Origin of the sequence: Flagellimonas halotolerans (assembly GCF_035818535.1) — a bacterium.
GTDB classification, from domain to species: domain Bacteria; phylum Bacteroidota; class Bacteroidia; order Flavobacteriales; family Flavobacteriaceae; genus Flagellimonas; species Flagellimonas halotolerans.
Genome location: NZ_JAYKYV010000004.1, coordinates 87,210 through 101,452, shown reverse-complemented (window position 1 = coordinate 101,452; position 14,243 = coordinate 87,210). Strand labels below are relative to the sequence as shown.

The following is a 14,243-nucleotide window of genomic DNA, read 5'->3' as shown; positions in this document are numbered from 1 at the left end:
TGATGTGAAAATACTTCGAATGCCCTTAAAACTGATAGTTTTTAAGCTTTTTTAGGTGAAATCAAACCGATTTAATCATTATCAGGTACTTTTTTGCTTTGCTGGTTAAGCGGATATGGTCACAGCTTTATTGTTGACCATGATCTTTAAAGCTTCACCCTTGTCAATATCAAATTCAGCTCCTTTTTGGGTCACGATTACCCTCAAAACCCTATCCCTAAAATTAATTTTAAAGGAATACATCTCCCATTGTTCCGGGATTTTTGGAGAAAAACAGAGCTTGCCATCTCTTATGCGCATGCCTCCAAAACCTTCCACGATACTCATCCAGGTACCTGCCATAGAAGTAATATGGAGCCCTTCTTCCACCTCTTTATTATAATCGTCCAAATCCAATCTGGATGTACGGAGGTAAAAAGTATAGGCTTGCTCCATACGGCCCAGCTTTGCTGCTTGTATGGCATGGACGCAAGGAGAAAGTGAAGATTCATGTACGGTAAAGGGTTCATAAAAATCGAAATGTTTTTCCAGTTCTTTTTCCGTAAAATGGTCTTCGAAAAAATAAAACCCTTGCAAGGTGTCGGCCTGTTTAATGTAGGGGGAACGTAGAATTCGGTCCCAGCTCCAATGTTGGTTAATGGGGCGTTCTTTTTTGTTCAACTTGGCCGCAGGGACCAAATCTTTGTCCAGAAACCCATCTTGCTGAAGGTAAACCCCATGTTCTTCGGAATAGGGCAAGTACATGTGGGCGGCTACTTTTTTCCATAGTCCAGTTTCATCATTGCCCAACTGGGTTTTTTCCAAAACTCTTTTGTAGTCGTTCGGATACTCCTGCTGCACGTAATTTAATTGTTCCAATGTATATTCCAAACACCATTTAGCAATATAATTGGTGTACCAGTTGTTATGAACATTGTTTTCGTACTCGTTTGGCCCGGTTACCCCTAACATCACATATTTATTGCGGTGAGTGGACCAGTTGACGCGTTGCTGCCAAAATCGTGCAATTCCGATCAGTACTTCCAGTCCCATTTCTGGAATATAGCTGTAATCTTCGGTATATCTTGTGTAGTTGTATATGGCGTAGGCTATGGCACCGTTCCTGTGGATTTCTTCAAAGGTGATTTCCCACTCGTTGTGGCATTCTTCACCATTCATGGTAACCATGGGATATAATGCAGCACCTTTGGTGAAACCCAATTTTTCGGCATTTTCCATGGCCTTATCCAAATGGTTGTATCTATACTTGAGCAGTTTTCTGGCTACTTCCTGGTTTTTTGTCGCCATATAAAATGGAAGGCAATAGGCTTCGGTGTCCCAATACGTGCTGCCCCCATATTTCTCGCCCGTGAATCCTTTTGGTCCAATATTTAATCGGGAATCTGTTCCGGTATAGGTTTGGTTCAGTTGAAAAATATTAAAACGGATACCTTGTTGGGCTTTTATATCACCCTCTATGGTGATATCGCTCATTTCCCAAATAGCTGCCCATGCCTTTTTCTGTTCTTCCAGAAGCCTGTCGAAGCCTAGGGAAGATACTTCATCCAGCACTGAGTTGGCAGCTTCCATTAATTTGTTCGCGTCATGGTTTCGGTCTACCGTGTACCCTCCGTACTTGATCAAGCTTACTTTTTCCCCTTTATTGGTTTTTTGGGAAAACCCAAAACCGATAGCTAGCTCTTCTTTATTTAGGGAATCAGGAGTTTCTTTTATGGTATTGCCATAAACCAGATGGGCCTGCATAAAAGTACACACGTTAAAATGGGTTTTCATGGTGAGGGACTCAATAAAGGCCCTGTTTTTATTGGAACCAATGTTGGTAGTATTCCAGAACTTATCGTCCCAATTGCTATCCTCATTGGTGATACCGGCATCAATATAAGGTTTAAATACAATTTCAGCATCAGTATTCATTGGGGTTATCTCAAATTGAATTGCTCCAACTTCATTGTGGGATAGACTCAAAAACCGAGTGGCAACAACTTCTATTTCTATATTATTGGGCGTGGTGGCGACGAAATTTCTTCGGTACCACCCTTCCTTCATATTAAGCTCCCTCTTAAAGTTTTTGATATGAGTGCAAGTGGCTAAATCCAAGGGCTCTCCATCGATACTAACATCGATGCCAATCCAATTTGGGGCATTTATAACCTTGGCAAAATACTCGGGATAGCCATTTTTCCACCACCCTACACGTGTTTTGTCCGGGTAATATACGCCTCCAATATAGCTTCCTTGAAATGTAGGGCCAGAATAGGATTCCTCAAAATTGGCACGCTGTCCCATAACCCCATTTCCCAAACTGAAAAGGCTTTCGGAAGACTTGATGCGTTCCTTGTCGAAACCGTCTTCTATAATGCTCCATGGATGTGATTGTATATAGTCTTGATTCATTTTAGGGGTGATTGATGTGTTGTTTGTTTTTTGGATTAAATTATTGGAATTTGATTAAAACCTGTGGTTTTTATAGGTAGTGGCATTGCCCGAACATAATAAATTCCGATTAAATTATAGTTCCATTCTCGTCCATATCCTCGACCCTTGAAACCAATAGGGCGGCAATTAAAAAGGCGACACCACTGGTCATTAGTGCATATATGGGATGTCCGTTGTATAGGTATTGTACCATTAGGCCTCCAATTAGTGCATTTATAATTTGGGGGATTACGATAAAAAAATTGAAAATGCCCATATAAACGCCCATCTTTTGTGGAGGAATGGCGCCTGCCAAAATAGCGTATGGCATAGCCAAGATACTGGCCCATGCAACTCCGATGCCAAGCATGGAAAGTATCAGCCAATTGTCGTTGGGCATAATATAAATGGACAGAAAACCCAGGGCGCCTATGATCAATGAGATGGCATGTGTTTTTTTTCGACCCACTTTATTGGCAATGGCAGGAAGAAAAAAAGCGAAGATGGCTGAAACGCCATTGTACACACCAAATAAAACACCCACCCAATCACCAGCATCTTGATAGGCGGTACTTTGACTGTTGTTGGGATCCAATCCATAAATATGCTCGGCGATGGCCGGAGTGGCAAACACCCATAACCCGAACAGTCCAAACCAGGAAAAGAACTGTACCCAGCTCAATTGCCGCATGGTCTTTGGCATTTTTGCAAAATCGGTAAATATATCGATTAGGCCGCCTGTCGATTTTTCCGTTTCCTCGACTTTTTCGTCTTGGTTTAGAAGGGCCATTTCTTCAGGTGTATATTCTTTGGTGGTAAATACGGTTATGGCAACGCTGGCTACAAGTACCAATGCACCTATTACAAAGGAAAGCAGCAAGTTTAAAGGAACTTCGCCCGCCGCGGCCGTATTGCTAACTCCAATCCAGTTGGTCAAAACGTAGGGCAACCAGGAGCCGATGACCGCACCTACACCAATTAATACGGTTTGAATACTGTACCCTAAAGTCCGTTGGTCCGATGGTAGCATATCCGCTATCAACGCCCTGAAGGGTTCCATGGCAATGTTGAAAGAGGCATCCATCACCATAAGCATACCGGCCCCGACCCAGAGTGAGGGCAAAAAAGCGGTGAACATATCCGCATTGGGCATAAAAATGAGCCCCAATGAAGCCAAAAGGGCACCTGTCAGAAAATAAGGCCTTCTGCGCCCCAACCTAGTCCAAGTCTTATCGCTGTAATAGCCTACAATAGGTTGTACGATAAGTCCGGTAAGTGGAGCAACGATCCAAAACCATGAAAGTTCATGGACATCGGCGCCAAAACTTTGGAGAATTCTACTGGCATTGGCATTTTGGAGGGCAAAGCCCATCTGAATTCCAAGGAATCCGAAACTGAGGTTCCAGATTTCCCAGAAGTTTAATCTTCGCTTTTGAAACATTGTGATAGAGTGTTAGATCCACAATTTGAACTGCTTATACCGCTCTCGAATACTTTTAGGGAAAGTAAAATAAAACATTTTCGTGGACAAACTTTAATCCCATTAAATGGGTTTAATTCCCCGATGTCCTGGGTCGAAATGGTTTTAAGGTTTGCTGGTTTGAATACCTTGTGGGCCTGCCTTTGTCGGCAGACAGGCTTTTCCCGAGGCCGTTGATTTTAGGAAAAAATAACGGTCTTGTTGTTGTAGACCATGGTTTTTCGAGCTACGTGAAGTTGAACGGCGCGAGAAAGGACTATACGTTCCAAATCCCTGCCCTTGGCAATAAAATCCTTAACGGAATGTGTGTGCGAAACTGTGGTGACATCTTGCTCAATAATGGGCCCCGCATCCAAATCCTCAGTAACGTAATGGCTGGTGGCACCAATAATTTTAACGCCTCGATTAAAAGCGGCATGGTAAGGTTTGGCCCCCGCAAATGCTGGCAAGAAAGAGTGATGGATGTTGATGATTTTTTGGGGGAATTCATCGATCACCTTTGGTGATACTATCTGCATATACCTAGCCAATACAATAAAATCCACCCCATATTTTCCCAAAAGTTCCAGTTGTTTGTCCTCGGCCTCAGCTTTATTTTCTTTGGTTACGGGAATGTGGAAATAAGGGATGTTGAACTGCTCTGCCACATATTCCAAATCTTTATGGTTGCTCAAAATAAAAGGGATTTCAACAGAAAGTTCCCCAGAATTGTACCTGCTCAGCAGATCGTAAAGGCAATGATTGTACTTGGAAACAAAAATGGCCATTTTGGGTCTGTACATATCCGTATAGGCATCCCATTCCATATTAAAGCCTTCCGCCAATTCACGTCCAAATTCCATTTTGAATTTAGGTAGATCCAGATCCTGTTCAAATTCACTCTTTAAACGCATAAAAAATACGCCCGCCTGTTTGTCCACATGTTGGTCAAGGTAGACTACGTTTCCTTTTTGCTGATGTATAAAGGTGGTCACGGAGCGGATGATACCAGATTGGTCCGGGCAATTGATAAGAATGGTCAGTTTCATTGAACAGGTTTGAACGGATAAAATTATGGTATTCAAAAAAGGAAGTCCAAACTTTTAATATTTTTTGTATAATCTTAATCAAAACCAATTTTCATTTGCATTTTCTGTAAATTGCAGGGCGAAAACAGACCTTTTATTGCAGATGGAACAAATTAAACCCTACACACCCAAACATAAAATCAGAATTGTGACCGCAGCTTCCCTGTTCGATGGACACGATGCAGCCATCAATATTATGCGAAGGATTATCCAAGCCACCGGAGTTGAGGTGATTCATTTGGGGCATGATAGGAGTGTGGCCGAAGTGGTGGATTGTGCCATTCAAGAAGATGCTAATGCCATAGCAATGACCTCGTACCAAGGAGGGCATAACGAATACTTCCGCTATATGTTCGATTTGCTGAAGGAAAGAGGCGCGGCACACATCAAAATCTTTGGTGGCGGAGGCGGTGTCATCCTTCCAGAGGAAATAAAGGAGTTGATGGATTATGGGATCGAGCGAATTTATTCTCCGGACGATGGTAGGGAAATGGGACTGCAAGGAATGATAAACGATTTAGTGAAACGATGTGATACGGCCGTTCCCGATTTACACCTTCCTAAAGGAAAATCACTGGAGGACGAACTGGAAAGAAAGCATCCGAATACCTTGGCCCGATTGATTTCATTGGCCGAGAACCGCCATAGGGAGTACGAGAAATTTCAACAAGAAATTGAACATAGACAGGCCAACGTACCTGTTCTGGGCATTACTGGTACAGGTGGGGCGGGAAAATCGAGTTTGGTCGACGAATTGGTACGGCGTTTTTTGATGGATTTTCCCGATAAGCATATCGGTATTGTTTCGGTGGATCCCTCAAAACGAAAAACGGGAGGCGCGCTTTTGGGTGATAGGATCCGAATGAATGCCATCAACAGCGATAGGGTATACATGCGTTCCTTGGCTACGCGACAATCCAATTTGGCCCTGTCCAAACACGTATCCGAGGCGGTTCAAGTGCTGAAAGCTGCAAAATATGACCTGATTATCTTGGAAACCTCCGGAATCGGTCAATCCGATACCGAAATTTTGGAACACAGCGATGTTGCGCTCTATGTGATGACGCCAGAGTTTGGTGCGGCCACGCAATTGGAAAAAATTGACATGCTGGACTTTGCCGATATTGTAGCCATCAATAAGTTCGATAAACGTGGTGCTTTGGACGCCCTTCGCGATGTTAAAAAACAATATGCCCGTAATCATGGATTATGGCATACCAATGAAGACGAACTCCCCATTTTTGGAACCATTGCTTCGCAGTTCAACGACCCCGGGATGAACAATCTCTATAAAAAGGTGATGGGCACCTTGGTGGAGAAAGCGGGTTCCAATTTGGAATCGACCATCGAGATTACCCAAGAAATGGCGGAGAAAATCTACGTGATTCCGCCAGCACGGACCCGATATTTATCAGAAATAGCTGAAAATAATAGAGGTTATGATGCCAAGGCAAAGGAAGAATCCAAAATAGCTCAAAAGCTTTACGGTATCTTTTTGACATTAGCTTCTACTTTGGAAATGGACCAAGAACAAGCCGAGGAGCTGTTTTTGGATAAATCGGGCTTGAACGAGGAGGAAATTGAATCCCATATCAAAAATGAGGAATCCAAAGAATTTATTTCATTACTGCTAAAGGAGTTCGACAAAGTCAAGATGCATCTGAACCCGTATCATTGGGAGGCTATTTTAAGATGGCAGGAAAAGGTAAAACGCTACAAATCTGAAATCTATTCCTTTAAAGTTCGAGAAAAGGAGGTCAAGATAAAAACCCATACCGAATCCCTATCGCACAGTCAGATTCCGAAAGTTTCCTTGCCCAAATACCGAGCTTGGGGAGATGTTTTACAATGGATATTGAAAGAAAATGTACCCGGTGAATTTCCATACACGGCAGGTTTGTATCCGTTTAAAAGGGAAGGAGAGGACCCAACCCGAATGTTTGCGGGTGAGGGAGGACCCGAACGTACCAACCGACGCTTCCATTATGTGAGTATGGACATGCCCGCCAAACGATTGTCAACCGCTTTCGATTCGGTGACGTTGTACGGAAACGACCCGGACCATCGGCCTGATATTTACGGAAAAATCGGTAATGCAGGAGTGTCCATTTGTTGTTTGGACGATGCCAAAAAATTGTATTCAGGATTTGACTTGAGCAGCCCGATGACTTCGGTAAGCATGACCATTAATGGCCCTGCGCCTATGCTGTTGGCCTTTTTTATGAATGCTGCCATAGACCAAAACTGTGAGAAATACATTAAAGAAAATGGTTTGCAGAAAAAGGTCGAGGACAAAATCAAAACCATCTTTAAAGAGAAGGGGATGGCACAGCCCCAATATTATGGGGGACTTCCCGAAGGGAATAATGGCTTGGGATTGATGCTTTTAGGGGTTACGGGGGACCAAGTGCTACCAAAAGAAGTGTATCAGGAAATAAAAGCCAAGACCCTTAACCAAGTTCGAGGTACGGTACAGGCCGATATATTAAAAGAAGACCAGGCGCAGAACACCTGCATTTTCTCGACCGAGTTTGCCCTAAGGTTAATGGGCGATGTGCAAGAATATTTTATTGAACAGCAAGTACGCAATTTTTATTCGGTTTCCATATCGGGCTACCACATTGCCGAGGCGGGTGCCAACCCCATCACCCAATTGGCATTTACGCTGTCCAACGGGTTTACCTACGTGGAGTACTATTTGAGCCGAGGCATGGACATCAACAAATTTGGCCCGAACCTTTCTTTTTTCTTCTCCAATGGTGTGGATCCGGAGTATGCGGTTATTGGTCGCGTAGCTCGTCGTATTTGGTCCAAAGCCCTGAAAGAGAAATATGGGGCCAACCCGAGAGCGCAAATGCTCAAATACCATATTCAAACTTCGGGAAGGAGTCTGCATGCGCAGGAAATTGATTTTAACGATATCCGTACCACGCTTCAGGCCCTGTATGCGATTTATGACAACTGTAATTCATTGCACACCAATGCTTACGATGAAGCCATTACCACACCGACTGAGGAATCGGTGCGCAGGGCCATGGCCATACAGTTGATCATTAATAAAGAATTGGGTCTGGCCAAAAATGAAAACCCAATTCAAGGTTCATTTATTATTGAAGAATTGACAGATTTGGTGGAAGAGGCCGTTTTGATGGAGTTTGACAGGATTACCGAACGTGGTGGTGTGCTTGGTGCCATGGAAACCATGTACCAGCGTTCCAAAATACAAGAAGAGAGCCTTCATTACGAAACTTTAAAGCACTCCGGGGAATATCCCATTATTGGAGTGAATACATTTTTGAGTTCCAAAGGCTCACCTACCATTTTACCTGCCGAGGTAATACGGGCTACCGAAACCGAAAAGGAAAATCAAATCGAAACCTTGCAAAATCTACACAAAAGGGAAGCTGATAAAGCTGCGGAGCACTTGAACGAATTACAGGAAGCGGCTATCAATAATGAAAACATTTTTGCAAAATTGATGGAAGCTGCAAAATATTGTTCACTGGGCCAGCTTACCGAAGCTTTGTTCCAAGTGGGAGGGCAATACCGAAGAAATATGTAGGGGGGGAACTTAGTCGTTCTTGTTGATCAAGGACTTTCTCCACTTTTTAAAGGAAACTCGGAATATCCGAATCTCTCTGCGAAGAAGATTTAGGTATTCCTTTTCTTTGACACCGTCCCTTTCCAAACCATTGCAATAGGCCAAGATGTTACGGGTCATAATGTTTACGTACGAAAGACTTCTCATTCGCGAGGTATGGCAATTGCTCAATGCAGCTTGTTCCACTTCTTTTGTAATCAAATCAGCATCCGTCAAAAGGGATTTGGAGATGTCGTCTCGGAAGGAATCAATTTTACGCAAAGACAGCATTTCCCTGTTTTGGGCAAAATAGGCCGCTACAGCTTCGCTCATGTCGCGTAGCGCCAAAGATTTACGATAAACACCTAAGGAGTTAAGGGAATTTCTCTCCATTTTCAATAGCAATTTTGTACTATAAAATTAAGCACGATTTAAATTTTTTTACTTTTGTTAATAAAGCAATTATTCGATTTTACTTTCGATAGTAAAAAAATAGTGGTAAATTTCTTTTGATATGAAGATAGATGACTTGAATTGGCAAATCCTGAATCATTTGCAACAAAATGCAAGGGAATCTTTTGCCAATATTGGAAGGAAAATCGGGTTGACACCACCCGCTGTGGCGGAGCGCGTAAAAAAGATGGAGGACCTCGGAATTATTGAGCGGTACAGCACTAAAATTTCGTATGTAGAGGCCGGGTATCAGCTAAAGGCCATTATTATGTTGCGTGCTTTTATGGGGAAACTCAAACCGTTTTTGGATAAGGTCAAAACGTTCCGGGAAGTGGTAAACTGCTATCGAATTACGGGAAATGAGAACATCATTATGGAGGTAGTGCTTCGTGATCAGTCGCATTTAGAAGAATTTATTGATGAACTGATCGTATATGGTGAGTGCAGGACACATATTGTATTGTCCAACGTTGTGGCCAATTCGCCGATTCAAAAAAATAGGACAGCCAAGTAGTTGCCGGATAAATTTGACGTTTTTAAAACAAACTTTGGCTAGATTTTTGTTAAAATAGGGTTATGAGAAAAACATATTTGTTACCGCTTCTGACTATTTTTTGCATATTTTCTGTCTTTTCGCAACAAATGGTTTTGAAAAAGGGGGAGATTATTGATAATCTCTCGGTCAACGATTCAACCAAAAACAGCTACTCCCTTTATATTCCCAAAACATTCTCCATGGACGAAAAATGGCCGTTGCTCATGATTTTTGATACGGAGGGGAATGAGAAAAAGGCACTGTCCATTTTTGTACTTGCTGCGGAAAAGGAAGGCTATGTTTTGGCGGCCCCAAAGTTGATCGACAGTATTTCTTTGACCAAGAATATGGTAGTGGCTGGCCAAGTTATTCAGAAAGTTACAAGTCTATTGCCAATACATAATGATCGGATTTATGCCGCAGGCGAGGATTCCGGAGGGCAATTTGCCAGTTTGGTGCCCATTCTGATCAATGGGGTCAACGGAGCCATGTCCATTGGCGCCTCCTTATCCAATAGCGAACTCATTAATGTTAAAAAGCCTTTTCATTTTATAGGTATGGTCAGCAAAGAAAACTTTAATTATCCATTTATGCTGACGGATACCAAGCTTTTGGACCGCTATAAGTTTCCCAATCAGGTTTTGTTGTTCGATGGAAATGGCAACTGGCCAGGAGTGGCTTATTTACAAAAAGGAATGCAGCTCTTCACCCTCGATGCCATGGGACGAAAATGGATTCCCCAAGATACATCCTATATCGAAAAAGCGTACCAGGAAGATTTGCAAAAGTTGAATCAGTTGAAAAGCATTGGCGATTTATTGTGGGCGGAACAATATATGACAGAAATGACTTCCATATACGGAGCTTTAAAAAATATGGACTCCCTAAGGTCGGTACAGCGAGACCTTCGGAGAAACAGGGATTATAAAACCTTGAAACGAGCGGAAAATGCCGCTTTCTTAAAAGAGTCCATGCTGAAAGAAGATTATCAATATTATATGGAGGAGGATGTTTATACCCATAATTTCAACAATTTGGGTTGGTGGAACCATCAAATGGACGAGATAGAAAAATTTATTTCTGGTTCAAAACCGTATGAAAAACAAATGGGACATCGGTTAAAGGGTTTTGTAAATGCATTGGCAGAGGATAACATTAACATTATAGCTTCGGAAAAGGTGGTTGATGAAGATGCCTTGGCATTTTTGTATATGCTTAAAACAATTTTAGAACCGGACAACTACGGGTATTATCTAAAAACCATTTCAATCAGTGCAAAAAATGATGATTTTGGCACTTCGTTATTCTATTTGGAGGAGTTATTGAAAAAGGGCTTCAAGGACAAGGAAAAGCTCTATAATCTGGAAAATACAGCCTTGTTTAGAATTACACCGGAGTTTAACGAGCTTGTCTCAAAATATTTGAAAGACGCGCGGTACGATATTAAGGTCGATGAAAATTAATCTATCAGGTAGGCTTGACACTGATTTAGTTTAGAGCTGTATTTTTGTACAAATACTTTCTGAATGAAATACGTAATCCTACTTTCAGTTATATTCCTAACAGCCTGTGGTCAAGGAAAAAAATATCATGACAAAGAAAAGACGGTAGCAGTTGAATCCGACTTGATCGCCGGTATTCTTGAATATCAAAAAGAACAGAACGAAAGTTTTAGAGACCCGGATTCCTCTCCTTTGCCCGACAAATACCGTAAAGATTTTGAAGGGCTCGATTTTTTTGCGCCCGATACCACTTATATAGTAAAGGCCCACTTTGTACGCACTCCCGATGCCGACCCTTTTTTAATGCCCAGCACTACGGATAGGCAAACACGAGAGGTGGTCTACGGAATTGCACATTTTACCTTGAATGGTACAGCGCATCAATTGGAAGTCTACCAAAGTTTGGATTTGATGGACGATGAGGAATATGAAGATTATCTGTTTTTGCCTTTTTTGGATAATACCAATGGTGAAGAAACGTATGGTGGTGGCAGGTATATCGATTTGTCCATCCCGGAAGGGGATACCTTGGTGATTGACTTTAACAAAGCGTACAACCCCTATTGTGTTTATAACAAAAAGTACTCCTGCCCTCTAGTGCCAAGGCAAAATTATTTGAGAACTAAAGTGAGAGCAGGAGTGAAAAATTTTAACAAGGACTAAAAAAGCCTTAATCCTATTGGAAGAAGGCTTTTTTTCGTGTCATATCTATATTGCTTAGAAGGAGTAAATCGCAGCGAACAATACAGAGGCCAAGCTCGAGGTTGGAGCAAGATCGTGGTCGATAAACGCATCTTCTGCAGAGCTATCCAATCGAATTTCGGGCTTTAAGATTAAGTTTCCAATGGTAGCACTACCGGTCAAGGTCAAAGCTAATACGCTTCCGTCACCATCAGGGTCGGAACCAATGCTTGCAGTATCACCGAAGAAGTCACCTGTCATGAAGTATTCACCTCTTAGGCCAAGGCTGAAAGTTTCTGAAACAGCATATTGTGGATAAAGCGCGGCACCTGTAAAGGACCCTCCGTCATCTTCCATGCTAAAGTGAGCAGCGTTGATGCCCAAGAAGAACTCATCTGAAAGGTCAAAACCACCAGTGTAGTCAATCTCGAAGCCTCCTTGGCTGTACAAGAAATTCAAAAACTGACCTGAGTATCCCAATTGTGCGCCCACGGCGTAATCACCTGTCGGGTTGAACTCCGTCAAATCTGTTGGATTCATGACAGCCACCATGGCAGACCAATCGTTGCCCAAATCAAAATCGGCCTTAAGACCTGTGTGGCTAAAAGGGCCGTAAGAAAATAGGTAGGAAGTACTGTAGTTAAAGTTGGCCGCAGGTGAAATTACCTCATAACCCAAAAATGTGTTGAAGTTACCAAAGGTAAGAGTCACGGCATCACTTACATTCCAATATACGTATAACTGGTTGACAATGTCGCCAGTAGCAGAGTACATGGGAGATGCAAATATAGCATCCGTACCACGTGGGCCAAAAACCAGATCGGCCACAAAACCTACTTTTTCACCCTCATAAGCGGCAATAACATTTGCCATGCCCAAAGAGAACCCTGGTAGTTGTGCAAAAGAGGATCCCGGGGCTATGGCTTCCTCGTCATTTGGAGCGGTAATATTTGCTCTGTAATAAGCATCAACTGTACCACTAAAGCTAAACTTTGGAGTAGTTTCTTCCTCCTGTGCAGCGGCGGAAAATGTTACCATTGAAATGATGGCGATAGCCAAAATTTTTCCGAAGTTTGTATTTATAATCGTTTTCATATCATAATCGTTTTAAGTTGTCCTTTTATTGAAGGACGGTTGTTTAATTGTGAGTTTGATTGAAAAGGTTATTCAACGGAGCGTTTGGCAGAACGCTCCGTTCCTTTTTTTCAATATTGTTGTGAGTTTGAAAGACTTATTTTATTTGTCTTGGGAAATGTGTTCTGGATAAGCTTCCACTCCATGCTCGTGCAAATCCAAACCTTCAACTTCCTCTTTCTCAGATACCCGTAGTCCAATGGTTTTCTTCAAAATAAAGAGTACTATAAAGGATGCAACAGCCGCCCAGACAATGTAGGCCAATGATCCGTATGTCTGTACCCAAAGTAGCTTTCCGCTACCTCCGTAAAACAATCCACCGTCCAGTGCAAACAGGCCAATTAGTACGGTTCCAAGGAATCCACAAACCCCGTGAACGGAAATGGCCCCTACTGGGTCGTCAATCTTAAGTTTCTTATCAATAAATTCAATGGACGCAACCACTACAATACCACATAGCAGACCAATGGCAAGGGCTCCCCAAGCATTTACGGACCCGCATCCGGCGGTAATACCCACCAAACCGGCCAAGGCACCGTTCAATGTCATGGAAATATCCGCTCTACCATATCTGGCCCAGGTAAAGAACAGGGCTGCAATGGCTCCAATGGCAGCGGCAAGGTTGGTGTTTATGATAACGCTGGTTGCCGCAATGGTATCGTCACCGCCCCAAGCCAATTGGGAGCCGCCGTTAAATCCAAACCATCCCAACCAAAGGATAAATACACCCAATGCTCCAAAGGCCATATTGTGACCTGGAATCGCCTTGGCCTTTCCATCCACATATTTACCAATTCTCGGGCCAACCAAAATGGCAGCTACCAATGCGGCGGCACCGCCAACGGCGTGCACTACGGAAGAACCTGCAAAATCAATGAATCCGGCTGTGTTCAACCATGCATCGTCGTCAAAAGGCCAGTACCAGCTCCCTGAAATGGGGTAAATTAAAGTGGTAAGGATTGCGGAGAAAATCAAATAAGTGGAAAATTTGGTTCTTCCAGCAATTGCTCCGGATACAATTGTTGCTGCCGTAGCGCAGAATACGGTTTGGAAAAACAGATTGTGCCAATCATCGGCACTAAAAAATAAGTATCCCTGATCTGATGGACTGGACCTAAAAAATCCTCCACCCACTAAATCGCTGCCATACATGATAGCGTAACCTACTGCCCAAAACATTATTGAGCCTACGGCAAGGTCCATAACGTTCTTCATTATTATATTACCGCTGTTTTTGCTTCTGGTAAAACCTATTTCCACAAGGGTGAATCCTGCTTGCATAAAAAATACCAAAACGGCGGCAAGTGTAATCCACAAGGCGCCCATATCGCCAGTTATGGCTTCAACGGCTTTATCTATCGCTTCTTGTTCTTGTACAATCATAATCTAAGTTTTT

The 14,243-nt window shown here is 42.7% G+C and carries 10 protein-coding genes; 4 read left to right on the top strand and 6 right to left on the bottom strand.

Annotation, left to right across the window (positions count from 1 at the left end; genetic code table 11):
- Nucleotides 1–105: 105 nt before the first annotated feature.
- The 3 genes from VM932_RS06465 to purU all read right to left on the bottom strand — a co-directional run bounded on the left by VM932_RS06465 (nucleotide 106) and on the right by purU (nucleotide 4,923).
- Nucleotides 106–2,394, bottom strand: coding sequence for a glycoside hydrolase family 65 protein (locus VM932_RS06465; protein ID WP_326277949.1), 2,289 nt, complete (start codon nucleotides 2,392–2,394; stop codon nucleotides 106–108).
- 109 nt (nucleotides 2,395–2,503) lie between these two features.
- Nucleotides 2,504–3,856: an MFS transporter gene (locus VM932_RS06460; RefSeq protein ID WP_326277947.1), complete on the bottom strand. Its 1,353-nt coding sequence runs from the start codon at nucleotides 3,854–3,856 to the stop codon at nucleotides 2,504–2,506.
- A 218-nt stretch (nucleotides 3,857–4,074) separates the two neighbouring features.
- Nucleotides 4,075–4,923, bottom strand: a complete 849-nt coding sequence (purU, locus tag VM932_RS06455) for a formyltetrahydrofolate deformylase (protein WP_326277945.1) — start codon at nucleotides 4,921–4,923, stop codon at nucleotides 4,075–4,077.
- 142 nt (nucleotides 4,924–5,065) lie between these two features.
- Between purU and VM932_RS06450 the strand changes: the two genes are divergently transcribed.
- Nucleotides 5,066–8,524, top strand: coding sequence for a methylmalonyl-CoA mutase family protein (locus VM932_RS06450; protein WP_326277943.1), 3,459 nt, complete (start codon nucleotides 5,066–5,068; stop codon nucleotides 8,522–8,524).
- A gap of 9 nt (nucleotides 8,525–8,533) precedes the next feature.
- Here the strand turns inward: VM932_RS06450 and VM932_RS06445 are convergent, their stop codons facing one another.
- Nucleotides 8,534–8,935: a hypothetical protein gene (locus tag VM932_RS06445; RefSeq protein ID WP_326277941.1), complete on the bottom strand. Its 402-nt coding sequence runs from the start codon at nucleotides 8,933–8,935 to the stop codon at nucleotides 8,534–8,536.
- A 121-nt stretch (nucleotides 8,936–9,056) separates the two neighbouring features.
- Between VM932_RS06445 and VM932_RS06440 the strand changes: the two genes are divergently transcribed.
- The 3 genes from VM932_RS06440 (at nucleotide 9,057) to VM932_RS06430 (ending at nucleotide 11,695) form a co-directional block, all read left to right on the top strand.
- Complete coding sequence (locus tag VM932_RS06440) at nucleotides 9,057–9,509, top strand: Lrp/AsnC family transcriptional regulator (protein WP_293168416.1); 453 nt, start codon at nucleotides 9,057–9,059, stop codon at nucleotides 9,507–9,509.
- A 62-nt stretch (nucleotides 9,510–9,571) separates the two neighbouring features.
- Nucleotides 9,572–10,993, top strand: coding sequence for an alpha/beta hydrolase (locus VM932_RS06435; protein ID WP_326277938.1), 1,422 nt, complete (start codon nucleotides 9,572–9,574; stop codon nucleotides 10,991–10,993).
- A 63-nt stretch (nucleotides 10,994–11,056) separates the two neighbouring features.
- Nucleotides 11,057–11,695 (top strand): DUF1684 domain-containing protein, encoded by a 639-nt coding sequence (locus VM932_RS06430; RefSeq protein ID WP_326277936.1) that lies wholly within the window; start codon nucleotides 11,057–11,059, stop codon nucleotides 11,693–11,695.
- A 54-nt stretch (nucleotides 11,696–11,749) separates the two neighbouring features.
- Here the strand turns inward: VM932_RS06430 and VM932_RS06425 are convergent, their stop codons facing one another.
- Together VM932_RS06425 and VM932_RS06420 are read right to left on the bottom strand one after the other, a co-directional pair.
- Nucleotides 11,750–12,808, bottom strand: coding sequence for an outer membrane beta-barrel protein (locus VM932_RS06425; protein ID WP_326277934.1), 1,059 nt, complete (start codon nucleotides 12,806–12,808; stop codon nucleotides 11,750–11,752).
- Nucleotides 12,809–12,949: 141 nt separating this feature from the next.
- Nucleotides 12,950–14,230 (bottom strand): ammonium transporter, encoded by a 1,281-nt coding sequence (locus VM932_RS06420; protein WP_326277932.1) that lies wholly within the window; start codon nucleotides 14,228–14,230, stop codon nucleotides 12,950–12,952.
- Nucleotides 14,231–14,243: the final 13 nt, after the last annotated feature.

What these genes read in the sequence shown, in the direction of transcription:
- VM932_RS06420 (WP_326277932.1), bottom strand. Translation starts at nt 14,230, where the DNA reads ATGATTGTACAAGAACAAGAAGCGATAGATAAAGCCGTTGAAGCCATA.
- VM932_RS06430 (WP_326277936.1), top strand. Translation starts at nt 11,057, where the DNA reads ATGAAATACGTAATCCTACTTTCAGTTATATTCCTAACAGCCTGTGGT.
- VM932_RS06465 (WP_326277949.1), bottom strand. Translation starts at nt 2,394, where the DNA reads ATGAATCAAGACTATATACAATCACATCCATGGAGCATTATAGAAGAC.
- VM932_RS06445 (WP_326277941.1), bottom strand. Translation starts at nt 8,935, where the DNA reads ATGGAGAGAAATTCCCTTAACTCCTTAGGTGTTTATCGTAAATCTTTG.
- VM932_RS06450 (WP_326277943.1), top strand. Translation starts at nt 5,066, where the DNA reads ATGGAACAAATTAAACCCTACACACCCAAACATAAAATCAGAATTGTG.
- VM932_RS06425 (WP_326277934.1), bottom strand. Translation starts at nt 12,808, where the DNA reads ATGAAAACGATTATAAATACAAACTTCGGAAAAATTTTGGCTATCGCC.
- VM932_RS06460 (WP_326277947.1), bottom strand. Translation starts at nt 3,856, where the DNA reads ATGTTTCAAAAGCGAAGATTAAACTTCTGGGAAATCTGGAACCTCAGT.
- purU (WP_326277945.1), bottom strand. Translation starts at nt 4,923, where the DNA reads ATGAAACTGACCATTCTTATCAATTGCCCGGACCAATCTGGTATCATC.
- VM932_RS06440 (WP_293168416.1), top strand. Translation starts at nt 9,057, where the DNA reads ATGAAGATAGATGACTTGAATTGGCAAATCCTGAATCATTTGCAACAA.
- VM932_RS06435 (WP_326277938.1), top strand. Translation starts at nt 9,572, where the DNA reads ATGAGAAAAACATATTTGTTACCGCTTCTGACTATTTTTTGCATATTT.